This window comes from Aestuariibacter salexigens DSM 15300 (assembly GCF_000429145.1).
Taxonomy (GTDB): domain Bacteria; phylum Pseudomonadota; class Gammaproteobacteria; order Enterobacterales; family Alteromonadaceae; genus Aestuariibacter; species Aestuariibacter salexigens.
The window spans coordinates 274,398-299,853 of the sequence record NZ_AUBH01000003.1 but is presented as its reverse complement, the minus strand read 5'-3'; the positions used below and the strand labels follow the sequence as shown (position 1 = coordinate 299,853).

The window sequence follows — 25,456 nt, the reverse complement described above, 5'->3', positions numbered from 1 at the left end:
ATGATCGATGCATTTAAAACCAGTCTTAAACGCTTCCTCGACGGCAGTTTATCCCTTTCTCAACTAAAGCAGGATCTTCAGGATGCGCTAAATGCATCTGAAGATAACCGAGCTAAAATCCAACATGTACTGCTCGAATTGTTTAGTCGAAAACTTATTGACAAACAAACGTTTGACGCACTTTATCTTGATAGTTCTCGCCCAGCAGAAACGTCTGCTAAAGATACGCAGAGAAACACGCCAAGTTCATCAGGAGCTAGCGGACTATCATTTCAAAAAGCAGTAAAACAATACCAGAAGCGGCTGTGCTCACTGAACGAATTGGAGCAGTCACTGGAACGCGAGCTGCTCGATAATTTGAATAAGCTTGATGAGTACTATCGAATCGTTACGCAACTGGATGAGCGCCAACTTCTTCCTAAGTCGGCGTGTCAGGCGCTCTTTGCTACGATCAATCGTGCAACCACACAGCGAGCAGAAAGTTCTCAAACTGACACTCTGGGGAAAACTGTCAGTCGAACAGTTATATCGCCATCAGAGCAGGCAGAACTTCAAGATGACAATGCAGGTATTCAGGAAGACAACAGCGTTGAAGAGATAACGTCTCAGGTGCTAGTTGAAGATACATCTGATTCAGGCAGTGAAGTCGCCTCTGAGCAGGACGAAAGCTCTGAGCCTGAGGCCGGATCGACCGCATCAGATGAACAGGAGAACGAAAAACCCACACCAAAAACAGAAGGTGAGGAGAAATCTGCTGCTCAGACTTTAACCGAAGTGTTGGATACGTTCTTAAAGCATCGCATGAGCTATCAGGCGTTTGAACAGACGGCTTTGGATCTTTTAGCACAGTCAGATGAGCATGAAAAACTCGTCGCTATAATTGCTGACGCGTACCTGCAAGAAACATTAAACGAGGCGGTATACGAACACCTAAGGGATAAGGCCAGGGAAGCAGGCAGTGAGGCTGAGTGGCCGGACAAAATTCAGCAAGAGCCTGAATTAGAGCCTGAATTAGAGCCTGAATCGGTGGCCGCTGACTTATCGCCTGATGAGGGTGAGCATCAGGAGTCTGATCCGGTTAGTGAAGCGAATCTAGCGTTAGAAGAAGACTTGACTGGCGGCGACGTATTGGTTACCGAAGGTGACAATATTGATTCCGCAGAAACTGTCGATGCGGGCGTTGAACAGACTCCAGAGCCTGAACACGTTCCCGATACGTCGCCAGATGTTGAAGAAAATCAAGACGAACCGTTGGATGACGATAAAACCGTCATTAAAAAGCCACAAGCCAGCGCATTACCTAACCCCGACCCCGAACCTGAGTCTGATGCAGATGATGACGATAAGACCGTTATTAAGCAGCACACGCCAACACCATCGGTAGAGTCTCAGGATGACGATAAAACCGTAATTAAAAAGCCGGCTCGAGAAGAGCCAGATGATATAGATGACGACAAAACTGTCGTTGCGCCCAAACGTCCATTATCCGTTGATGGCGCTGCAGAAGAAGATGATGACAAAACACGGGTAAAAGTGTCTACCGATGACTCTGACAGTGACACCATTACATCTATTACTTCATCGACCGAGACGGATACCTTTTTCAATACAGAGACGTCGCTAACCTCAGGTACATCATCAACCTGGAGTAAGCCATTTCAAGCCTCTGAAAATGTCGATAACGTATCTGTTGGCAGCGTGCTTAAGAACCGATTCAGGCTGATTGAGTTTATCGGTCGGGGTGGTATGGGTGATGTGTACAAAGCCGAGGACCTTCGTCGTGTAGACGCCGGCGATGTTGAAACTGAAGTCGCGGTTAAGGTGTTAAACGATGAATTCCGTGACCATCCTGATTCGTTGAAAGCGTTGCAACGGGAAGCAAGGAAAACTCAGAATCTTGCTCACCCTCACATTGTGAATGTTTTCGACTTCGACCGTGATGAACAACACATCTTCATGACCATGGAGTTGATGACCGGCGACCCACTGAACAAGGTTATCAAACAACACCCTAATGGCGTTGAACTGGCAACCGCACGGCGCTGGATTAAAGAGCTTAGCTCTGCGCTCGAGTATGCGCATAGAAGAGGCGTGGTGCACAGTGATTTGAAGCCGGGCAACGTTTTTATATCGCGTGACGAAGTCAAAGTATTTGATTTTGGTATCGCCCGCGCCGCCTCAACCGGTGAACACACCGATAATGATACCTTTGATGCCGGTGACATTGGTGCGCTTACTCCCACCTATGCCTCGCCGGAAATGCTTGATAATAGCGCAGATGCGGATCCTCGCGATGATATCTATGCGCTGGCATGTATTGCTTATGAGCTTATCAGTGGCCGTCATCCCTTCTTGAAAGATGGCAAAAAGATCCCTGCTGTTGAAGCTGCAGAAATGGGGCTGAAACCACCCAAGCTGAAAAAGCTAAAGCCATGGCAGAGTCAGGTTTTACAGCGCAGTCTGGCGTTTGAAAGAAACGACAGGACCCCCTCAGTAAAAGAGTTTCTGGATGAATTTCTCAAGCAAGAAGTCAAGCTGTCAACAAAGCAAAAAGTTACGCGCATCGCTATCGCATCGGCATTAATTATCGGGACATCTGGGACATATTTTTATCTCAATCATAAAGAGTTGTCCGAATTCGAAGCGCTGCTGACAGCGCGAAAAGATAGTGCCATTTTGATTGAGTTTGATAAGTGGTTTGATAAAAGTGAAAGCGCTCAGCAGGATTTCTTCTCCAATGACAAAGTCAAGGGCAAGTTAGAAAGCTATTTGCTAAACCGCCCAATCAGCTTAGCCAGAAGCGGAGAATTTGAACTGGCAAGTCAGGTTTTGCAGTACGGTCGAACGGTTGCAAAAAATATGGGTGATGGCAGGTTTTTGCAATTGAAGCTCAATGAGACCGAGCAGCAGTTCGAAAAACTGAAAGACGATCGATTGAAAGAACTTTATGCTCAATCGCAGTTGTTAACAGAGATGCCAAGCGACGAGTTTAAAACATCCTTTGCGTCATTCGATGCGATATGGAATGAAATTAAGCAAATTAACCCAGATGATGCTTTCCTGCGAAGCGCGGCGCCGCGTACAAAACTGTATGAGGAAATCAACCAGAGCGTGAGTGACGGTGATTTTGACAGCGCGTTTAGAATGGCAGAATTTGCAGCAGGTTTTTATCAAAAGTTTGAAGCACTCACGCCCTTCATTGAAGAAAATGGTCAGTTGCTTGCCAGCATCGTTGAGCGACGTGATGCTGCTGCTGTGAAAGCCGAAGTGCAACAGCTACGGCAAGTGTTAAGTGCAATACCCGACGATGCGACATTGCAAGAGTTTACCAGTGCTAGTACCGCTATTTCTTCACTTCGAAATCTGGCTCCTCGAGACGAATTACTCAGACGTATAGAGGGCATGGTTGAAGATGTATTAACTGACCAGTTAGAGCCTTTGATTGAAACCGCACAATGGTCGCAAGCGGAGAGTTTGCTCGCAGATAACAGTGAGTTAATAGATGTTTCAAAGCTACAGTCCAGAGTTGCTGATCTGAAAACAGAGTGGCAAAACCAGATCGCGGATGCAAAACGAAGAATTCGCAATTTATCACGAGAAGGTGAACCTAAAGCTGTGGAGCTTGAGAATGCTAGGTTTGCCGAATTAAAACCCACACAATCCGATGTAAATGAAATGAGTGATGTGGTTGCATCAAGCTACCTACTCGAAGCCCGTAGAGCAAGAACGCAGGAGCTTTGGGAAGACGCCCAGGCAGCATTGGATAAAGCGGGAAGCTTCGCAAAGTCAGAGGCAGTAAAAACCTCTATTACAGACGAGGAGGGAGTACTGGTTGCTGCTCAACAGGATCAGCGCAACCTGCTTGACCGTCAGGCTGCCGAACAGCGGCAACTACAAGAGCAACAGCGTATTGCTGCCCTCGAGCAAAATGTCATTGACATATCCCGTAAACAGCAGTTAAACGCAAGCGACATTATTGCATTTGAAGCGGCGGTAGAGACGCTTAAAATTGAATCACAGGGCAGTTTGGTGATCGATTCTGCAGAGCAGGAGTTCATTACCCGCTTCATGCAGCAAATACGCTCGCAAAGCAATTCTGACCTTGCATCAGCTCTCGACGATGCCAATGCGCTTGCCGAATATTTTGCTGATAATGTCATGGTTAAGCAGTTGCAAACCGAATTGTCCCAAAAATCCCAAACATTGGAGATGCAGGCGGTGGAGACAAGAGCTGCTGAGCTTGAGCGGGAGTTATTGACATTGCTCGAGAGGGAAGACTCTACAGTTCGTCAAAGCGCATTGAAGAAGTTACTCCGCGATTTTGAGCAGCTTGATGTGGCTGAGCAGCGAAAACAGGATGTCAAAACTCGCATCATTACATCGTATCTGACATTGTTTGATGAGCAACTATTAAATAATGCCTTTTCTGCAGCCAGAGAAGTGGTTGATGTCGTATCTGAATTTGACCCTTCGCGAGATACCGGCATTTATCTCGACCGCATAGATGAAGCGCAACAATCATACGCAGCAGCAGAAGAAGCAAGGCAAAAGCAAATTCGGATCAACTCTATTCGCGCTGAGTTGACGTCTCAGATACAAGCAAGTGGCTTTGAAAGTGCAGAAGAAAAACGTCAGGAGCTACGAAGTTTAGGAGTCTTGGATGCCGAGTTGGCTCTGGAGATTGCAACGGAGTTTAGCCAGAAGTATCAAGAGCTTGCCAGTCAGGCTGCAGGGCTGGGTAACTTTACTGACGCAAAGATGAATATAGACAGAGCTCGCGCAGAGTTGCCTAGTAGCAATGAGCTTGATCGGCTTTATGAACTTTATCGTGTGGCGGAAAATATCGTCAGCGTCGCGCAAACCGATCCGGCGGCTGCACTAGCTATCAAAAACTCTGCATTAGAGCGCTTTGCCAACAACCCCATTATTGCCAATATTGACATTTCTATGTCTTCCTCTCAGTCAGCTCCGGTCTCCACGCCTAACGTTGAACGTCGCTCTGCTGTCAGCAACGAATCTCCAAGTTCAACAATCGTCCCTGAAGAGCCTCAGGTGAAACAGGTTGAGGTGCCGCAAACCGAGCCAGAAAGTGAGCCAGTACAAGAGACGGTAAAGACTGCGCCGCCCGTGGCTATCAGCAAACCTAAACGTCGACCTGCAGTGCCATGCACGGAATCGATGGCGGGGAATGGAAAATCTTGCAGTGACTATATGCTGGACAATGTAAGGGGGCCTAACATGGTCGTTGTTCCCGGGATGACAGGCCAGCAAACGCCATATGCCATCTCAAGATATGAAATTCGGCTTGGTGTTTATGAGGTGTTTTGTGAGCAAACTGGCAAATGTGGTGCATCTATTAATGATCTGAAAAGCGCGGCTCAGTCATATCGTCGACCTGAATTGTATCCTGTGGTCGGCCGTCCGGTCGCTGAGATTGTGTCGTTTGCTCAATGGTTAAGTGATAGCACCGGGTTTAACTACAGGGTGCCAACTGTTGAGCAATGGCAGCATGCCGCCCGTGCTGGTGGGAATGGTGAAACGAAAGAGAAAAACTGCCGTGTTTTCTCCGGCGGCAATCTTGTCGCAGGAATTAGAATGGAACTTATCAATTACGAATCTCGTGACACAGTCAATGCTTGGGGCATTACAAACCATTTAGGCAATGCACAGGAACTTGTATCGGATGGTGGCGTTTTTGTCGCAATGGGAGGGTACTGGGATGATGAATACCGTGATTGTGTGGTGGAAAGCCGCCGGAGCGTCGGAAGCAATGGCGAAGAGAATACTGGTTTCAGGCTGGTAAGATCTCTGTGACTGAGGTGAATATGGACTCGCTGGCTAAATTAAGTAAAAAACATAATCAACGACTGATTTCTCATGATGAATTTGTTAAGCAGCGAGGCAGGTTGATTGCTGCACGTCTCGAGCGAAATGCTCCTGCTCCAGTCGGCGCCACGCAAAAGCAATCCGTCGAGGTAGAGAAACAAGAGCCAGCGATACAAAACACAGGTTTTCAGCAAGTCACATCACTATTGCAACAAAATCTGCGCACTGTCGTTGCAGTCGGAGCGGGTCTTATTGTTATTGTCCTTCTGGTCATCATTTTACCCTCTGATGAAGAGACTGACGCCGAGCAAGCTGAAACAGCAGAGCTGCGTACAGTAACAGATCTTAACTTGTATACGCGTTTTAAGCAGAATGTAGAAGCGAGCAATTTCGCCGAGGCTAGAAAGCAGGTTTTTTTGGGTTTTTGGGGAACCGCGAATAGTCAGCAAAAGAATGAGTTTCTGGAAAAGCTGCGTACCGAAATATTTTACTTACAAGAAGACGGCCTTGATACGACGCTTTGGGAGTCTTTCTTGAGAGAGCTTGAATACTACGATAACCCAGTCATTCAGGCACTAGACAGCTACTTGTATGGAAATACTCAAACGACTACCCGAATTGAGAGACTATACGCTGATGCTGCATTACCCATTCGACGCCAGTTTAGTGAGTATGCGGCAGAACTGGAAACTCGCTGTGCGCAAAGTATCGAAGAGGGCATCGAATATGAATGTAATTTATTCGAAGATTTAATGTTATTTTCTTCCATCTTTGAGCAGGAACTTTACGCACAGCAAGCACCGCAAAGTGCTCCATCAAGGGACACGTCTACAGTCAATGAGATACACGCAGACAAGACGTCATTGCTGTCTACTGAAAATGCTGTATCTCAGCAGCCTGAAGCTGCATCAGCCAGCAGTAAGGTAGAGAGCTCGGCTAGCGTCATCCAATCTATACCACAAGCGCTGGAAACCGCTCAGAGTGAAACAAGCGACATTATAACAAGTCAGGCTGGTGACGTTACTCCGGCAAAAGATGTACGCACTGAAAGTAATAACAATTCAAAGGCTGAAGTGACAGATAACACTACACCGAAGCGTCTAACAACCACTATTGCAAAGACTCCGCAAGACGCGGTGTCTGACGCTGCTTCACAAGTGGTTGCAGAAACACCGCCACAGCCTGAACCTGAGAGGCCAGCATCACAACCTGGACAACAAATTGTCAGTGAGCTTGCTGCGTCATCAGCGACGTCTTCTCCCACACAGCCTTCAGAGGGAGAAATACAGGTTATTGAGAGCCTGAAGCGTTCAATTGACTTACCATCGCTTCGCAGTAAACAAAGCATTGCATCGTACTGGGACGCGATTAGAGAAGCAAATTCGGCCTTACAGATCATTTTCCAGGAGAATGGTTTAGCCTTAAGACAGGCTCGTTCGGCTGCAAGAGAAGTCTTGGTGGATGTAGTAGCGGGTCATCCAAGATTCCCTTATCACTATTACGAGGTAAGGGCGCTCAGTGATGAGCTTAACAAGGGTGAATTGCAGGTTGATGGTGATCACGAAAGTGATATCGACAGTTTGTGGAAGTTTTTCGGTCGTCGATTCCAGCAGCCGCCACGGCCAGCTGACTAGTATTGAAAAGAATTCGGGTTAGACGTTCTACAGAAGTCGTTTAGTCAGTAAATCTCTGTAGGCGTCTCGCTCAGCTGTCAGTGAATAGCTGCGAGCAAGCCGCTCGCCCCTGAACTTTCGATACGCATGTGCCGGGCTCAATAATCGTGCTTGAGCATCCAGTATCGCGTTCTGACAGGCCGTTTCTGTATAGTCGCAGCGAGTGATGTTTGTTTCAGGCAGGCAATATTCACGGTTGGCGATGCAGTCTGGAACCACAACAACGTCTGACAAGGCCATCGCTTCGATACCCGGTAGGAAAAAACCTTCGGTTGAATGAGGCAACACGAGCGAAACTTTTGACCTGGCAAAGTTTTCAAAGACCGACTTTCGGTCTACAAGCCCCGTGTCTGTTTTCGTCTTTATTCCTTGCTCTTTAGCCCAGTTATCCATTCTGTTTGCAAAATCGGGATTTTTTCTCCCCAGAATGTATAGCTCCAGTTCTTTATCCCGCACAATAGTGGGAATAGAGTGCCCCATCGGTATCGTTATACACTCACCATTTGCGTAGGGAGCGATAGCGTCTCTTACCGCATCGGATACACATATTCTCAACGCTTTTTGCTTTAAAAAACCAAACAGCTCAAGGTCAGGGTCTGCATGTCTGACATGTTGAATTAGATTAATGACGCGATGATGCTCTGCCTGATGAGGAAGATAATGTTTCCAGTCCATGCCCGCTAAAAAGACAACGTCGGCTACACTGGGATCATATTGCTCCTGATATTCGACGTTTTCTATATTTTCGAACAGATGGGGCATGACGGCGCAACGATTTTGCACATAAAGCATACAGTGGACTGATGGGAGTGATACGGTATGTAGCAAATAATCCCGAAACTTCTGATGACCGCCGCTATAGCGTTTATAATCTCGAAAAAAAGAAATGATTGTTTTGGCGCGGTTTTCAGACACAATATGCTTCGAGATGCTCTCAATACGGACTGGAATATACCAGATTAGTGACAGATGTGCAGTACACCTCCTTCGACTGTGCCCACGGTGAACCTGCAAATTGTTGGGGTTCAAAAGGCGGGCACTACGGCATTATCCCACTTTTTAGCGCAGCACCCTGATGTCTGCCTGGCGGAAGGTAAAGAAGCACACGTTTTTGATCAGCCAGATTATTATGCTTCGCCAGATAAACAAGCATATGCAGTCAAACGTTACGGTAAAAAGTTTTTACACTACCGAGGGGAAAAAATTGTTTGTGATGCCACTCCCGTCACGCTGGCAAACCCGACGTTCCTAAAGGAATGTGTCGAGTATAATCCGCATGCAAAATTTATCGTACTGCTGCGAGATCCGGTAGAGAGAGCCGTATCTCACTACCGAATGAGTTACCAAAGAGGTAGGGAGTCGCGGAGTATGCTGATGAGCTTTTTGCTTGAGAGCTGGCGGCTAAGAAAGGAAAAGCAAAACAGTGTGTGGGGAAGAAAGTCGCCCTGGCGAGATCGCTCATACCTTCGAAGAGGCGAATATAAAAAGCAGTTGGGTTGGTTATTTAGTCTGGTTGATAGAAGCCAAATTTTGGTGTTGAGCCAACAAGCGCTGCTAGAAAAGCATGATGAGACTTTGCAGACAGTATTTGACTTTTTGGAGCTGGATGGAATCAACATTGAGCGGCAGGCTGTCTTTCCTAGCATTAAGTCAGAGAATACATCCATACTTGACGATTTAGCCATCATGTATGCGTCACTGTATTTTTTCGTGAAAAACCAGCGTTTTTCGCACCAAGATAAGTGATAACCTTGTCCTAACCAGTTCTTAAAACGTGTATACTTCACGCCGATTTTGAGCGTTAATCTTTAAAACTCGGGTGAACACCATGGGTCGACTTTACCTACACGTAGGTCAAGATAAGACGGGATCAAGTTTTATTCAGTCTTTCTTAGCTAAAAACCACAATTTGCTTGCTGAAAAAGGTTTTTACTATCCGGTAAACCAGAAAATTGAAACTGCATCTGTTGGAAAGATTTCTTCAGGGAATGAGTCTCTTTACAACCTGAATTTTTTTCAACGCCTGCATCAATTATATGATCCAAGCAAAAATCTTTTTTTTAGCGGTGAACGATTCTTCAGAAGGATGCCTACGGGCGAGCTAGATGCGGCTACTGACTTTTTAATGTCTGAATTCGGTATAAATAGCATTGATTGCCTGCTGTTTATCAGAAATCCGCTGGAACACATGCAGTCTGCCTACCAGCAAGCCGTGAAACGAGGCGGTTATACAGATTCCATTGAGAATTTTTCGAAATCCTATCGACACACGAAAAGAGTATATGAATTTGTAAAGTATTGTGCAGATTCAGAGATCATAAACCTGAAAATCATCAATTATTCTTCACGCAAAAAGCAATTGTTAGATGAAGTGCTCAGCTGGCTCGGCGTCAGCAACGAAGGGTTTCATTATTTAAATAAAACGATAAATCGTTCATTAACCAGGGCAGAGTTAGAGTTCCAAAAGTTACTCAATGAAAAGTTAGGCAAAGCTGCAGGTTTTCTGTCAGATGCATTCTGCCAAAAGCTACCCGAAATTCGTTCAGAGTCAGTGCTGATAAGTGAACGTGCAAGAAATAATGCACTTAACAATGTAGAGAAATATTGTTTGGACATAAATGCGATGTCAGAACAGCTCAATAATGGGAGCGACACTTATGATTTGCAACAACAGGTGTTAACTCAAGAGTCCGATAGCTTTGCATTTACACCAGCACAAATGAAGGTCATCGTTGATGAGATGTTCGAGAACTTGATTCCGTCTGATTGATATTACCGGCCTGCCATCTAATCGAAACCTCACCAAGAGGCAGGGAAGCCGCTCGGTAAATCATTAATATCAACCTGCTGTCCATCAAGCTCTCTGTCTACCAACGTTGCGTTATATCGTTCAACCGCTTCTGGCAGGGAAATAGTAGGCGTTTCAAGATATCGTTCGAGTTTGTGAACTGGGTGCCGTGTGCGAGTTGGTGCGCCCTCCCACGCGTCGAACATTGATCCTATATCGATTGCAATGCCGCCTCTTTCTTTGATCCATTGACAGTAGGTTTTGCCTAATACGCCAGCGCCTACTAGAAAAATGGCACCTTTAAACGGCACGGTGAGGGTCGCTCTGAGCTTTTCAAAGTCGTTTGGGAAATGAGGAGCGTCGTGGTCACCTGGACACGCACTTTCTCCTTTGATGGGATAATGCGCAACGTCGTCAATGTGAAAAACTCTGGCCAGTTTGGTGGCAACGTCACGGCAACTGATGATGCCCAAAAACGGCTGATTCGCCAATAACGGCCGATAGAACAGCGCAAATGTCAGGTATCTATGAATAGCTGCGTCGGTAATGATGAGGCTGTTGTCGATGAGCTGGTGTTTCATCAGAGCCTGCTCTACCGCTGCCCATCTTGGCGACTTATTGATTTGTTTTTCCCGTGGCAGGCCGACAATGTCTGCTGCAAGAATAGCCTCTTTGAGTTGTCTATGGTGTTGTACTATCGCTTCTTCAGGGAAGTCGGTATGCCCGTACCAAGTATTGAAAAAACTATTTACATGCTTTCTCGACGTAATGTCCGGGTAACCGAGGATAGCGCCCTCTCCATCTCCTAATCTGATAAGTGAAGTAGGCTGTTTATTCTTGATGCGCTGCAACAACTCATAAAAGACAACGAAACCACTCTGTCGCACTGAAAATACGGAAGTTAGGTAATCTGATTCGTCCACGTTATTGCGGCTTATATTTGGAAGGTTGCCTGTGGTCCCATTTGATATTGCGCTTGACTACTTTTGCTGGCACGCCGGCAATCACGCTGTTCGTCTCATCGAATTTTTTGGTCACGATGGCGCCGGCACCGATAACACAATCGGAGGGAATAATGGCTCCTTTCATCAGTCTGACATCTTCACTGATCCACACGTGATCACCTATGGAAATGTCCTGAGGAAAATTAATAGGCGTATCAGAGTCAATATCAATAATGGAATGGCCGTCTGATGTGCGGGCCTTGATCCCCCATGAAAACAGACAGTCTTTGCCGATAGTCAGTGATTCATTGCCATCATTCATTTGCACTTCCATACCACCACAACTCAGATTACGGCCGATAGTGATAATTTGATGGTTGCCTCGGATTGACACCAACTTCAGATTATTAATGTGCTTGTTGCTATTACCTATACTAATGCGTTTTTTATTGCCTTTAAGATTAATAACCAGTTGATTGTATGACAGTGTGGCGCCTAATGTGACTTTATTGTTATTGCCTGCAATGACAATCTTCGAACGATTGAATACGCACTCATCGTCGATGAGTATTTCATTATTTTCGCCCTGATCGTCAATTGTTAATCCCTTAAAATTGGGTATATTTTTATTTGTCATATCAACCAGTTTATACACACTTTGTCGTGCTTTTGAGAGTATTTTTTTCAATCAATTACAACCTGCTTCACACCTTGTTGAATGCGCATTTACCTGATTAGGATAAACGCTGCTGCAGTGTTTCCAAGTCTATGTGTTCTACATCATCAGTGACTTTTATTTCAGAATTTAATACTAAACGGCAGTTAAAACCGATTTGTGCATTTCTGTGGCATAAGTCAATGATTGACGAACGGGTATCACCCAGGTCGGTTGCAAATCCTTTGAGTTTATTAAACGCCGTTCGCTGAATTAACACACAGGCCTGGTGGACCGCAGAAACCGTGCCTGTGCCACCTAGTTTGCGCGAATTGTAAATATCAACAACCTCGCCTTCTTTGCGCTTGATGCGCACGCCAGATGCAACGAAGTCATATGCCGTATTGAGTACCGTAGGGCCTGCAATCGTGGCCAACTCGTCCTGATGCATACCGTCAACAAGCATATCTAGCCAGTCACTGTTAAAAAGCCTTACATCCTCAGACAGTAAACACACCAGCTCTGACGTACCGGCTTTAATAAAGGCGTTGAGGTTCTCTATCGACATTGCGCCTTTGTACGTATGAAATGACACTCGAGAATCATATTTTTCGATTAGTTCATTTCTGGTCGATTCGTTGATGCCCTGATCATCAGGAAGGAGCACTGACAGGCTAAATGGTGCATACCAGGTTTTCTCAAAAATGCGTGCCACGTATTCTGCAATCTGGGAGGCTTGCCTCTCTACAGGCAATACAATCTCTACAGGGGTAGACAGTTTGTTTTGTTCAGCATTGTGTTTGTACATATGGAAATAGGCATCCAGCCATTGATTACCCTCCATAAAGTGGTTACTAAACCCGTATTTCCAAAACACGTAGGGTAGGGAAACCTGGTCACGAATGCTGAATGCGTCGAGTTGCTGCCACCACAATGAATTTAAACGCTGTACCTCCTGGGAAGCCTGTATACGGGCAATTTCAGCCGTTTCGAACAGTCCTGCGTCAGCAGGCATGCCTTCTATACGATAAAACTCAACCTGTTTGGCAAGAATCTCAGCACCGTCTTTCTGGGCGAGGGCGCACGCTTCCTGCTCTTCATACACGCAGGCTCGCTTTACATGTCGATGCAGCGAGATGTAGTGCTCAGATAAATTATTCTCAATCAATTCATTGATATTACGTCCGCGTAATTTTACGCTTCCATCTATCCACAGCGATATGTCATAACCAATCAAAAACAGATGACTGAGAATTTTAATCATGCGCGCGTTTTTGGTTGTGTTTTCAAAGCGCGGTGAAACACACTTCACAGTGAAAACGTCGGACGTTATGTCAGGGTTGTCGGTGAAGCACACATAGTCCCAGTCAGGATTAATATACTCTGGTACTTTCAGGTGGTCGTAGTTACCGAATATGGCCGTGTATACCACTTTCCTGTTACCCGATGATACTTGCATAAAGCTTTGTATGTCCTTGCCAATCTGCGGCAGACATGGCTCAGCCTTCCAGGCGGCAATCAGATTCTCGATTTCCTCTTTGCCGTGCTTTTTATCCAGAGACTTTCGCCCACCTACTGTAAGTACTTTCCTCACTTCCTTGGTATAGCTTTTTGATTTAGCGTGGAAAATATAGGTGTCATCGGCGACGCGAATAGTGAAGCCAGCCTTTCTGGCCCGAATGGAGAAGTCGTCTTCCTCGCCATAGCCTGTTGGGAAGTACTCCTCGTCAAGCTGACCGATGGTATTGATAACATCCCGCTTTATGACATAGCAAAAGCCGTTCACTGAGGGCACACTCGGATATTGACGTGTAGAGACTGTCTCTACTAATTGTCCCATCAATTCAATGGAATAGCCGGCGGGGATTTCATTTACCAGCCAGCCGCCGTTCTCGGTATCTTCGCGAACGGGAACGGTCTGCCAGCTCGCCGCATTAGAGAGTGGCCCGACAATGCCTGTCTGTTTGTCAGAATTAAAGCAGCACAGGATCTTTTCTAGCCAGTAGGCTGTGACGATAGTGTCGCTGTTCAGTAATACGACATAGTCACCTTTACTTTCAGCGAGTCCACGATTTACGGTTTTGGTAAACCGTAAATTTTGCTCATTTCTGAGCAGCGTAAAGCCTTTTTCTTGCTGCTCGCTGATAAGCCAGTCTCGCGTGTCGGTTTCACTACAATCATCAATCACAATCAGATTGAATGGCACGGTTTGATTGCTATACAGAGAGCTAATGCAAGCCTTTACATCATCCAACGCATTATAGACGGGCAGGATGATATCAACGCTCGGCCATGTATCCGTGGCCTTAATGTAGTTCGGAGCCGGTCTGACAACGCCATTCGGCGATCCAGCTGGGACCGTAGCAGGCTCTTGTATATGGTCGCTGGAGCTGCTTTCAGTTTGTATCTGTGCTTTGCGTTGTTGAGTGATTTTCTCCGCCTTTCTGCGTGCCGCTATGGCGTCGTAAAAGTCTCTCAGGTGGACAACGTAGTCCTTTATGTCTCGCTCATGCTCGCCATGCGTCGCAACAAAGAAACGTCCCTTGGGATGAAACGTTCGTTTGCCGCTCAACGCTTCATCAAACCCAAAGTACAGAAAGTGCTCTAATGCACAGGAGAACTTTCCAGCATCCACTTCCACTTCCACATCTTCATTGGCTGCGTAATAGCCTTGTTCATCGAACTGCGCAACGAAGGTCATAGGTACATGCTTCGCGACGTCTATTGCTTTGAGGAATTTGCGGGTCGCCCTCTCCATTTTTCTTGACAGGAATGACGCGGAGAATCTGTCGACTACACTTCCGCGACTATCGCCTGTTCCATACTGTTCTGCGGCTATCGTCGAGAGTGGCTTAACGATTAACTCAATCCATTGGGCAGTTTTCTCATTAACCAGTTCCTGTTTGTGCTCGAGCGCTGTTAGCTGCTCAGACAGTTCAGATACAGTTTGCTTGTGTGCTGACTTAAGCTGGTCTTTTATGGTCTGCTTATCACGCTGGAATTCAGCAATAAGTTGTTTGGCTTTGGCAGCGTGTTTGTTATTCAGCGTAGCAACTGCATTTTCAAACTCGCTGGTTTTGTTGGTTAGTTTGTCACGCTGTGAAGCGAGAGCAGTTTCAAATTCCTTTGTTTTTTCCGCTAACTTCGATTGCACGCGCTGTATAGAGATATGAAGATCTTCAATCTCACACTCTTTACTGGCGAGCTCAGCTTGCATTGTCTGGATATGTTCATTCAGTTTTTGAATCTTATCGTCTTGTTGTCTGATGTCGTCGGTCAGCGCATCATTAGCCGACACCAGCTCTTTCTCATTCTGTTTGGACTGGCTCAGTTGCTCTTTTAGCGTCGATAACTCACTTTTCAGTGAGGCACATAATTTCTCTGCGTCCTTTTTCTCCTGTTTGATCTCATTAAGCCTGACCAAGGCCTGCTTGAGGTCGTCATTTTCTTTGCTAAGTTTTGAGATTTTAAAGTCAAAATGTTTAGCATCAATTTCACTGACATTTAGTTTGTGCTGTAGCTGCCTGATACTGTCTTCAGCCTGCTTAGCTCGGTCGACTTCAGTGCGAATACGCTCGTCTTTTTGCTGTATCGCATCTTGAAGCGACTTATTTTTGTCGTTCAGCTGAACCAGCTGCTGTTCGGCGTCCTGATACTTTTTGTCGCGCTTCTCTGCCTGGTTTTCAGCGTGCTGAAGCTTGGCAAAGTAATCGTCTTTGATGGCTTTGTATTTTTTCCTGTCGTCAAAGACCTGAACGAACAGATTCTTTTTATTCTCGTTATAGAAGAAGGCCTTGAGATGCTCTAGGTCTCGTGCTGCCTTATCGAGCGATTTGGTATCGAGTTTTCCACTTTCATAGGCTTTGTTGATTGCTTCTATAAAGGTGGGGATGTCCGCCAGATTGTTTCTTGACTGGTGATAGTGACGTAATTTTGCATCGATAATATTGTCACGATCCAAAGATGATGAAGTACTTACGCCAGTGAAATTGCGTATATCTGAGGTAGTGTTGTCAAAATCGGTCAGTAACCGGTGGTATGACACCAGACAGCGTGGATAGTCTCTGCTATAGCGCTCTGCTTTTGACATATGGTCAGCCCACAGTGCCAAGCCATTCTGCAGACTCATGCCGTTGCGGGCTTTAAGGGATTGAGCCACTTCTGCCGGGTGGCGATAGGCCAATACAACCTTGATATCTATATCAAGCGCTTTACAGGCTTCTTCCCATATGGGAAACAACAGACATAGCCTGGGGTCTTTCAGACCAAACTGTTGAAAAATGCCGAACTCACTTTCCAGAATTTTGGTTGCCTGGCGGACAAGACGTTGGCGTTTGTCTGGATCAAAATCATCGACATCAAAAAACACACTGTCCCAGCCATGCCCCTCAGTAACGAGTAGTTCCTCGTTAAAGGCCTGCAGCGCTTTATTTTCGAAATAACCTTTAGGATTGTCCTCAGTCGCAGGCAGCAATGCTTCACCGAAACTTACGCCTAGATGATGAAAAGTTGAAGCAATAGCTGAAGTGCCAGAACGATGCATGCCTAAAACAAAATATGCAGTTCTCATGTAGTAAATCCTTGGACTTGAAAAGGTCAAAATAGGCGAGATTCAAGGTGTTTCATAGCGCGTTACGAATGACAACACTTAACCGCGCAAGGATAAACAATTGGTGTGGGGCATGCAACCGAGTTAGGCATATGTGCTGGGTTTTCTGTCACCATAGCCTATGGTAACGTGACGCTAAAAGAAGCGAATGTATTTCTTTACAGGGACGAGAATCTACTATGAACATGCAGCGGTTATTATCGGTCATTTTCGCAATTTCGGTCATCTTTGGCTGTGGCGGAGGAGCGGACGGACAGACAAGGCAAGATACCGTAGCACCTACTTCAGTCTAAACCCTGACACTCGATCATATGAGCTAGCTGTCGGCGACCCTATTCCAACGATAACCGCCACTGCAACTGATGACGTAGATGGCGATATTTCCAATCGCATTATCGTGTCTGGGGATAGTGTAGATAACTCTTCAATAGGCACTTATATCCGACATTATGATGTGTCAGATAGTGCGGGTAATGCCGCTGAGAGAGTATCGGTTACTTTTACTGTTATTTCACCTGTCAACTATACGTTCAGTTTTGGTGGGAATGTGGTAACAGACGGAATGGTCGAACTGGTTGAAGCATCAATTGTTGAGATAGCGCTCGTTGAGCGAGAAGGAGACTATTATCCGCTACCGGTTCTGACGCAGGTGGCAGGCGAGAAACTAAATTATGCCAGTGGAGCCTACTTTGGTTACGGCGGTAAGCCTTTTAAAGTCAGAGACGGTAACAAAACGTTTAATATCTTCGAGACTACTGTTTACGCTCAACTGCCACATGTCGACGGTGATGCTATTGCTACCCTGGAAGTCGAATTTGAGGATGCAGAAGGCAACGTGGTTTTTACCGATTACATCGATATACATATTATCGATCAGGGTGTCCCCGTTCCCGAAAGTGGGCTTTACGCGACGTCGTTTTCCACACTCCAAACTGGAATCACCATTGCGTTTAATACTATCGAGGAAGAGAACCTGTTTGGCAGCCCTACATATACCCAAGTGTACGGTGTTTCACTTGATGAAAATGATCGTGCGACCTCATTTATTTACGGGCTAAATGAAGGCATCAACGACACGATAGCTGACCCTGCATTGGATGGTACGCTACCACAGAATCTTACTATTAAAGATGGCATTACGATTGATAACGCCCGCAATCTGGCCATTATTCCAAGAACGAAAGTCGACTATAAAGATGCGATCGGTGAAGTCGATACTGCTGAGGTAATCAGTGTTCCAGGAGGCACATGTAATTACTTCAATAGCACTTTTATGACCGACGAAGGTACGGTTGATGGGGAAGGCGCGCTTATTCAGGAAGCGCGTGGATTTTGCGACCTTGTGGTGCACGAAGAAACAATAGACAGAGCCGCAAGGTCGGATACGGTCGTGTATCGTTATGATGATATTGAACACAGCGTTGACGTGATACAGGTCGATACCGATGGCACCGTTACAACAATCAATTCCTTATTACTGGATAGTGCATCGAAAGATGGGTTTACTATGGTGCTGTTCAATGAATCCGGCATCGTGTTTCAGAGCATTTCAGATCCTGAACTACATTTCATCTATACGTTTCCAAGTACATGGCAGCGTTGGCCATACCAGCTAAATCAGCCTTACTTTGAAGCGCCGTTTGAATTCAGAACAACATCAGTCACCGACATACTTGTCAAACAAAATCCGTTTGGTGATGTGTTACTTATCGCGCACGGCGATGAGTCCTTCGTCACAGTGTTACGAAATATTCGCTCGGCATCGAGGTTTGAAGAGCGCCTCACTTTTCCTGAGCGAATATCAAGGATCGACTATGGGGAAAGCTATGCAGACTGGCAAACTCTTAATTTTATTATTTTCTCTGGAATCGATGCTGATTTTGTCTATACCCGACGCGATGAATTAAATGACGAGTATGATTAACGAAACATTAATTGGGCGTTTCACTAAATGCTGTCAACTCAATAGTGGGGGCAATTACGGTTTCGCTGTGGGGAGGAAGTAATGGACTAAAGAATGGATCGGTATAACCCCGGGTGTGCCACTTTCTTTGCAGTTTTTTTAGCTCTCGACGGTAACGCTGCTGTTTCTCTGGCTCAAGGTCGCTGCCACGGCTGACCGACTCATAATGAATTAGCTCGGCTTCAACACACAAAATATTTTGATAGCCGAGCTTGTCAAGTTTCAGGCAGAGGTCAACATCGTTATAGGCAATGGCAAACTCACGTTCATCAAGACCGTTCACTAGATTAAACTTATGTTTTTCAACCACCAGGCAAGCCGCCGTGACTGCTTTTACCTGTTGTGTACTGCATAGTCGGCCCAAATAACCGCACGTCTCTCCGTCTTCGAAGCGATGTGTATGTCCTGCGGCATGCCCCATACCAATTGTCAGCCCAGCATGCTGAATGCGACCGTCAGGGTAAAATAATTTTGCTCCTACCGCGCCCACATTTTCCTGAGCTGCCCAGGCCATAAGGTCGTTCAGCCAATTATGCGTCTTCACTTCAATATCATCATTTAGCAATGCAATGTAGTCTCCGCGAGCATGATGTACAGCAAAATTATTGATTGCGGAGTAATTAAATGGGTGGGGATAACGTAGTACAGTGATGTGAGAGTGATGCAATGAGTCAAAATAACGCAGCGCTTCCTCGGTCTGACTGTGGTTATCTACAATGATGATTTCAAACTCCGGATACTGGGTGAGCGCCAGAATACTTTCTATGCATCGTTTCAACAGTGCGGTGTTATCTCTGGATGGAATAATAATCGAGACAAACGGTGCCGGGCTGGGCACATCACCAGTGAGTTTGCATATTCCATTATCGTCTGTGTGCTGTGTGATAAGGGGCCATGGAAGTGGAGCGGTAGTGCGGGCATTGACGACTTGCCCATCACTACACAGTAATAGTTGCGGTATATGCGCAATGTCATATGGCCTATCAGATGCAAGCCGCCGAAAGATGTGAAACAGCGTCAACCTATCACGAATTGTTTCAATCGATATTTGTTTCAGAAACGACGTGCTCACAAACAGTGCCGGTCCCACATAATCAGCACAGTACAAAAAGGGTAGGTTCAAGTCTGGTTTAGCAAAGACTTCTCCACGTGAGTTGATGTGATCGCTGTATACAAAGGCTGGACGTGTAGCCTGGGACAATTTGTCCAGATAATAGTTAAAGCTGTGTTCAGTAGCAGCATGGAGTGTAACTGGCTCATCGCTTAGCAGAACATAATCCAGTTGATGCCATGCCTCAGCGTCATTTAGTTTATTGAATCCAAGGACTGCTACTTTTACTTTTGGGCGTTGAAGGTTTTTCAGTAACTGTTTTAGCTTAAAAAACAAATCTAGCTCAGCGTCAGCAATCATATTTAATGTGTGATTGACTATCTGCCCATCGCCGAATAAGAGTCGTTTCGCCAGTCTAATGTTTGTTTGCGTTGTTCGATTATCTTGAATAAACAATCGACCTGTCGAAAGTAACCGTCCAGCTAAACTGCTGATAAGGGCAATCGAGACTATCTTCCCTGGTCCTCTCAATTGCAACGTTGCCTTCTCAGTGACTTTGAGTTTTCGCTTTTTCACTCCACTAACGGGTTGTCCGAGAGAAAAGTGAGTTTGACGACTTTCCTGTGTCACGAGTAACAACTTGGTCTGGTCTGTTATTTCTCTAACGGAAATCTCATACCAACCACGCTCAAGCACCTGTGGATTGGTTTGCGCAATATTCTTTCGTGCAAACCATTTGGAGCTGTGAGCAAGCCATCTGGCGAGGTTCCTGATCATCTGGCCGCTTTACCAGGCTTAACTCAACTCGCGGATGGTCGCCGCGATAATGCGCCCGATAGCATAAAACATGAGTAGCACAACTGCCCAAAGCGAGAGGTTATATACCACTCTCGGGTAGTTTGCCTCTTCTGCTAATGCGGGACGTTGCACTGTCACCAGATATTGCAACTGTCGCATGGCTTCAATACGGTTTTTCTCAAGATTAACCAATGATGCCGTGTAGGCTTGAGTCGCGATTTCGAGCTGAACACGAAGCTCGCTGAATTTTGCCATGATCCCGGCAATGGACGTTGTTTCATCCGTTGAATTAGTGGGCGTGAGTCTTCGTTTCTCTTCACTGAGTTGTGTTTCTAGTGCCTGTATTTCACGTTTAACCGCCAGCACTTCCGGCGCATTGCTACTCATCACTTGTGTGAGTGACGACAGCGTGGCGCGCTTCTGTGACAACATCGCCTCAAGATTGAATGCGATTTGTTGCAGTGCCGCGCCTTCAGTAGTCGGATCCAGCAGGTTATAACGTTCCTGAAATTGCAGCAGTGTCTTCTTTGCGTCAGCAAGCGTGTCTTCTGCTCGTTTATGCTCTTTGTTTATGAACTCCACCTGTGCGTTAGCCAATTCCTGATTAACGTTATTGATGAACCATTCCGCTCTTTCAATAATGGCGCCATTAAGCTGTTGTGCATAATTCGCGGTGAACGCCTGTGTTTTTAATGAAATAACCATGGATGTCGGGTCAATGACAACGTCTATTTTGTTCAGGTAATACTCGAAGAAATCTTCCCTGCTACTCCACCCTGATAAGCGGCTGAAAAAATCGGCATGCTCACTGTTTTCATAGTGCTGTCTTAGCGCGAGGTTGTCATCAAGATAGCTGAGCATGTCATAGGATTTGATGTATGCCGAAACCAGTTGCGTATCATTGTCGCCTGACGACAGTCCCACGCCGGAGAGTAATAGGGCGCTTGGGTCTGAGATACTCATTGAGTCTGGTTGCTTCACGATGAGCAGGCTTTCACTTTCATATCGTGGCGATGCCCACATCACCAAATACAGGGCGAACACTACCCAGGGCAGAAGCACAATGAGCTGGAAACTGCCAAAGCGATCGATAAGTCGTGTTACTTTTTGTGATTCAAGTGTATCCTCATCGTGCCCTAGTGCAGCCGTATGCTGGGACCTGGTTGACTGTACATGCATCATGTCGGGATCGGATTGTTCTAGCTTGCGGGCAAGCTCAACCATATGATCGCCTATCGCTTCATTTTCCGGTGTGAGATTATGTGCTCGTTGCCACAGGCGATACGCCAGCGGCATATCGCTGTCTTCTTTTTCTTTTGCCAGTGTCGAGATATATTCCGGATCGTTCCACTGCTCCTGAGTGGCTTCACTTCTTAGTTCTCGCAGTTTTTCTTTAAGCGACATAGGTAAACAGGTTCCGGTTAGCGCTGATAAATACTGATTGCATGTTCAAGATCCTGATAAAAATCCAGCTGCTGATTTTTTATGGTAATTGCACTGTCACAATACTGTCGAATTTCTTTCATCTCGTGACTGACCATGATCACATTAGCGTTGCGACTTATTTCAAGCAACGCCTGCTGTGTTTTACGTTTGAATACAGCGTCACCTACAGCGGTTAACTCATCTATCAGATAAATATCAAAATCGATGCTGATACAACACGCGAAGGCGAGACGGGCACGCATGCCCGATGAGTACTGCCTGACTTCAAGATCATACTTGCTACCCAGTTCGGCAAATTCCTGAACGCGATTCTCATACGCTGTAAGGTTCCTGATACCGTTTACACGGCCAATAAAGCGGGTGTTCTCACGTCCGGTCATCTGCGGATGTACGCCCGACGTCAGCGACAGGGGCCAAGACACGGTTTTTTTGGTTCTTATCCTACCTTTGTCCGGATATTCACTTTTTGCCAGCATCCTGAAAAGTGTAGACTTTCCGGCGCCATTAGAACCCAGTAACGCGATGTTATGTCCCTCAGGTATAGTAAAGTTGAGGTCATCAAAGACATACTGGCGCCCCAACTTGGACGGGTAATATTTCGTCACCCCGATAAGCTCGATCATCGGCTCAACGTCCGTTTCCAGGTAAGCTGGTAGCAGGCCAGAGCAAAAAACGTAAAACAAAGACTCATAATTGCCAGATAAAACAGACTCACACCAGCCTGTCCATATCCTTCGTAAGATGAAAAACGAGCCAGTTCAATGGCATGCAGAACGGGATTCCATGTTAACCAATGCCAATAAGCTTGCGGAATGTCCTGTAAGCTAAAAAACACTCCTGATATGAAAAATAGAGGACGAGTGATCAGGGTTCTGACTTTATCAAGTTCTGGTACAAACGCTGTACCGATACCAAATAACAGGCCAATTGCTGCGGAAAAAATCCATAATGTTAGAAAAATGGTGATCATCAGCAATCCGTCATCCAGATTAAAGTCTACCTCAATCAAATATATCGCAAGCAGCAGAAGTGCAAACACGCCTATTTTTGACATCAACTCTATCAACATGGCGGCCAGTACACTGCTTATTGGCTGTACCTGCCTGAATGCATATAAGGGTTTATCCTTCCTGAGACTGGTTGCTGTGCTGTTTATTGTTTCCGTAAATAACCTGATGAATAACAGTCCATACAGCATGAAAATAAAGATAGGGATGCCATGCACCTCGTTACCGCTGATACGACTTCTGATCAGGGACAGCAATAAGATGTATAGCAGCGGCTCCAGCACCAACCAGCTAAGACCAAATTTGTCGTTGAAACGGCTCTGCAATTCGCGAATAAATATGGCGAAGATGACATCTTTCCAGACCGTCAGAACATTTCTGTCGAGCGGTTTGGTCATGGTTTAATCCAATACCACGTTCGCAGCGACCGCTATCTGATAGATTATCTGGGTGATATCTTTAATGGCCTGGAGCGCTTTATCATCAATGCGAGGCAGAACCAGTATCTGGTCTCCCGGCACGATATTGTGTGATTCATCACTATCAAGCCAATATCCAGCACTGTGCTCTACAAAGGTCACCAGCCCATTGGCTTTTATGATGATGATCCGTTGATGATCGGCTCGCTCGGAGAATCCTCCCGCCCAGGCTACGTAATCCTCCAGGTCGGCGTTTGGGTTGTACACTACCGCTTGAGGCATAAGTACTTCACCACCGATCTGCACCAAGTCGGTTTTAAGAGGAATCACTATTTCATCATTCTGCTCAAGCAGGATATTCGCAACAGCGCCGTTATCACTTATGACTACACGACCGAGAGGTTCGACTTGTTTGGCCCGTTGTACAAATGCAGACACAAGTTGTGCTTCCTCAGCACGGATGGCTCCTTCTCCGGTCGATTGTATGGGTGCGGTGTATACGCTGCGTTCCAGTCGATCAAGCGACTGCGTGATGAGTTCTTTCTGCTGATCTGCAACGCTTTTTCTGAGCAGGTAAATGTTATCGATATCGGCTAACGCTGGGTCGACTTCTATATGATCCAGCAAATCGTGAAGGCGTGTCGATTTCGTTACGGTGTAATAAGATGGCCCCAAGTGACTACCGGAAATTTTAATATCATAAACGTCAGCATCCCAATCATCGGTATAATTTATTTTGTCACCATTCTGTAATGCGAACTGACTGAATCTATCAATCGGCATGTAAACAGAAAAGGGCCCGTCTTTGCGGTTTCCAATGACGCCTACATGGCTCATATTAGGCAGTGGGATGGCGTATGTGGACAGTTGTTCGCCCGTTGTTGCGTTTTCTATCAGTTCAAACCGAAAGCTGTTTCTTGCGCCATCGATAACAGTCACCGTTGGACCTAGAGGCGTGACGAGCACAACGTCTTCATCTTTAAATACGATATCTGGCATCGAACCACTTTGCATAAACTCATAGAGATCAACGTTGAGTATGGCCTGACCGTCCCGCATCACTTTTATATTTCTGAAGCTTCCTCTGTCAAAGTCAATACCGCCTGCTCGCTTCAGGTAATACAGCAAACTGTCATTCGCCATGCCCGCATATTGCCCAGGTCGAATAACCGGACCTGCCACAAACACATTGACTGGAGTGGCATTGAGCAGATTCACGTAGATATTGACGCTGTCGTTATAAGTCTGACGAATCTTGCTGGTGATGAGCGCACTGATGCCGCTCGCGGGCGTGTCCTGAACGGCAATAGGCCCAATGTTTGGAATAAATACGTTGCCCTGATTATCAACAGTGAGAACATCAGAAAAATTGATCCCTCCCCACAGCCAGACTGATAGCTTGTCACCTGGTGCTATCATATAGTTGTCGTTAATCTGCGACGTACGTTCACTTTCATAACCACCTGCAAACAAGGTCGCGCCATATGGGGCAGGTGCGCTACTGTCAATGACTGGCAGTAAATCGCGCGCGTTTAGTTCACCCGGCAACAGAAGGCCGTTTCTCGGTGCCTGTGTATATTGTCCAACACTCTGTTGCTGAACGGCGGGCAAACTTTGTGGCGATAAGCTTCGTGATTCAAGCGCTGAATTGGTGATGACAGGACTCTGTTGTTGTTGAGCTCGGAATTGCAACTGGTTAATCGCATCCTGAGCAGATTGAGCGAACACTGATTGACCGCATGATGCAATTAAAGTGAAAAGCAATGACGCACGCATCATGCATTGTTGCGTAAGAATAATGGCACGTTTCATAAGCTGATATCGTCTACATTGCGAATAAGTTTAGACACTTCGAACCACCCTGATGGATCTCGGCAAATTCGCGTCTCTTGTTGAATTTCATCTTCGGGCTTTTGCAAGAGAAAGCATGTAAAACCGCGAGCAGATGTATAATCACTGTGGGCAATAAACACGTTATTGCCGATATTAATGACTCTGTTTTTTTCAGGTGTAGAGGGTGTGACAGCGATGTAGTCAGCACGCTTCACTTCGGTGACAAGGTTCACATCTGCAGTCACAAGCGGTGGCTTGCTTGCACAGCCTTGCAATAGTGCAAAGGCGCAAAGTGTAGTCAACATGAGAGTAGGGCGCATTTGTTATTGTTATCCCATTCAATCTAAATAAACGGCTTACCGAACAATTATTTGCGAGTATACCTCGTTACAAATCCGTCTGCGACCATTGCACCAACGAACGACATGTCTCTTTTTTGCGACA

General features: G+C 46.0%; 15 protein-coding genes. 5 read left to right on the top strand and 10 right to left on the bottom strand.

Features of this window, described 5'->3' with window-relative positions:
* Positions 1 to 5,814: a protein kinase domain-containing protein gene (locus G441_RS19245; RefSeq protein ID WP_051275404.1), complete on the top strand. Its 5,814-nt coding sequence runs from the start codon at positions 1 to 3 to the stop codon at positions 5,812 to 5,814.
* A gap of 11 nt (positions 5,815 to 5,825) precedes the next feature.
* Entirely contained in the window at positions 5,826 to 7,460 is a 1,635-nt protein-coding gene (locus tag G441_RS0107200) for a hypothetical protein (protein WP_156896302.1), read from the top strand.
* 27 nt (positions 7,461 to 7,487) lie between these two features.
* On the opposite strand, the gene G441_RS0107195 is transcribed toward G441_RS0107200, so the two are convergent.
* A complete protein-coding gene (locus G441_RS0107195) occupies positions 7,488 to 8,261 on the bottom strand; it encodes a glycosyltransferase family protein (protein WP_156896301.1) in 774 nt (257 codons plus the stop codon).
* A gap of 240 nt (positions 8,262 to 8,501) precedes the next feature.
* Here G441_RS0107195 and G441_RS0107190 point away from each other — a divergent pair, with 240 nt between their 5' ends.
* The gene (locus G441_RS0107190; RefSeq protein WP_034474657.1) at positions 8,502 to 9,245 is read left to right on the top strand and encodes a sulfotransferase family protein; all 744 of its coding nucleotides are present in this window, start codon (positions 8,502 to 8,504) and stop codon (positions 9,243 to 9,245) included.
* Between the two features lie 82 nt (positions 9,246 to 9,327).
* Positions 9,328 to 10,269 (top strand): hypothetical protein, encoded by a 942-nt coding sequence (locus G441_RS0107185; protein WP_026375719.1) that lies wholly within the window; start codon positions 9,328 to 9,330, stop codon positions 10,267 to 10,269.
* A 29-nt stretch (positions 10,270 to 10,298) separates the two neighbouring features.
* Here the strand turns inward: G441_RS0107185 and G441_RS0107180 are convergent, their stop codons facing one another.
* The 3 genes from G441_RS0107180 to G441_RS19240 form a co-directional block, all read right to left on the bottom strand.
* On the bottom strand, positions 10,299 to 11,210 hold the full coding sequence (locus G441_RS0107180; protein ID WP_026375718.1) for a GT-D fold domain-containing protein: 912 nt from the start codon (positions 11,208 to 11,210) through the stop codon (positions 10,299 to 10,301).
* 1 nt (position 11,211) lies between these two features.
* The gene (locus G441_RS18165) at positions 11,212 to 11,868 is read right to left on the bottom strand and encodes an acyltransferase (RefSeq protein ID WP_240485096.1); all 657 of its coding nucleotides are present in this window, start codon (positions 11,866 to 11,868) and stop codon (positions 11,212 to 11,214) included.
* A 97-nt stretch (positions 11,869 to 11,965) separates the two neighbouring features.
* Positions 11,966 to 16,456, bottom strand: a complete 4,491-nt coding sequence (locus G441_RS19240; protein WP_051275403.1) for a glycosyltransferase — start codon at positions 16,454 to 16,456, stop codon at positions 11,966 to 11,968.
* 187 nt (positions 16,457 to 16,643) lie between these two features.
* Here G441_RS19240 and G441_RS0107165 point away from each other — a divergent pair, with 187 nt between their 5' ends.
* The gene (locus G441_RS0107165) at positions 16,644 to 18,419 is read left to right on the top strand and encodes an immunoglobulin-like domain-containing protein (protein ID WP_026375717.1); all 1,776 of its coding nucleotides are present in this window, start codon (positions 16,644 to 16,646) and stop codon (positions 18,417 to 18,419) included.
* A 7-nt stretch (positions 18,420 to 18,426) separates the two neighbouring features.
* Here the strand turns inward: G441_RS0107165 and G441_RS18155 are convergent, their stop codons facing one another.
* Genes G441_RS18155 through G441_RS0107135 form a run of 6 tightly spaced genes read right to left on the bottom strand, consistent with a single transcriptional unit; the run spans position 18,427 to position 25,317 of the window.
* Positions 18,427 to 20,286, bottom strand: a complete 1,860-nt coding sequence (locus G441_RS18155; protein ID WP_084407293.1) for a glycosyltransferase family 2 protein — start codon at positions 20,284 to 20,286, stop codon at positions 18,427 to 18,429.
* Positions 20,287 to 20,304: 18 nt separating this feature from the next.
* The gene (locus tag G441_RS0107155) at positions 20,305 to 21,711 is read right to left on the bottom strand and encodes a KpsE/RkpR family capsule polysaccharide export protein (protein WP_240485095.1); all 1,407 of its coding nucleotides are present in this window, start codon (positions 21,709 to 21,711) and stop codon (positions 20,305 to 20,307) included.
* Between the two features lie 17 nt (positions 21,712 to 21,728).
* Complete coding sequence (locus tag G441_RS0107150; protein ID WP_026375715.1) at positions 21,729 to 22,376, bottom strand: ABC transporter ATP-binding protein; 648 nt, start codon at positions 22,374 to 22,376, stop codon at positions 21,729 to 21,731.
* A complete protein-coding gene (locus G441_RS0107145) occupies positions 22,373 to 23,158 on the bottom strand; it encodes an ABC transporter permease (protein ID WP_026375714.1) in 786 nt (261 codons plus the stop codon). Before G441_RS0107145 ends, G441_RS0107150 begins: the two co-directional genes overlap by 4 nt.
* Positions 23,159 to 23,161: 3 nt before the next feature.
* Positions 23,162 to 24,991, bottom strand: a complete 1,830-nt coding sequence (locus tag G441_RS0107140) for a polysaccharide biosynthesis/export family protein (RefSeq protein WP_084407292.1) — start codon at positions 24,989 to 24,991, stop codon at positions 23,162 to 23,164.
* Positions 24,988 to 25,317, bottom strand: a complete 330-nt coding sequence (locus G441_RS0107135; RefSeq protein WP_026375712.1) for a hypothetical protein — start codon at positions 25,315 to 25,317, stop codon at positions 24,988 to 24,990. The genes G441_RS0107140 and G441_RS0107135 overlap by 4 nt, the downstream gene beginning before the upstream one ends.
* Positions 25,318 to 25,456: the final 139 nt, after the last annotated feature.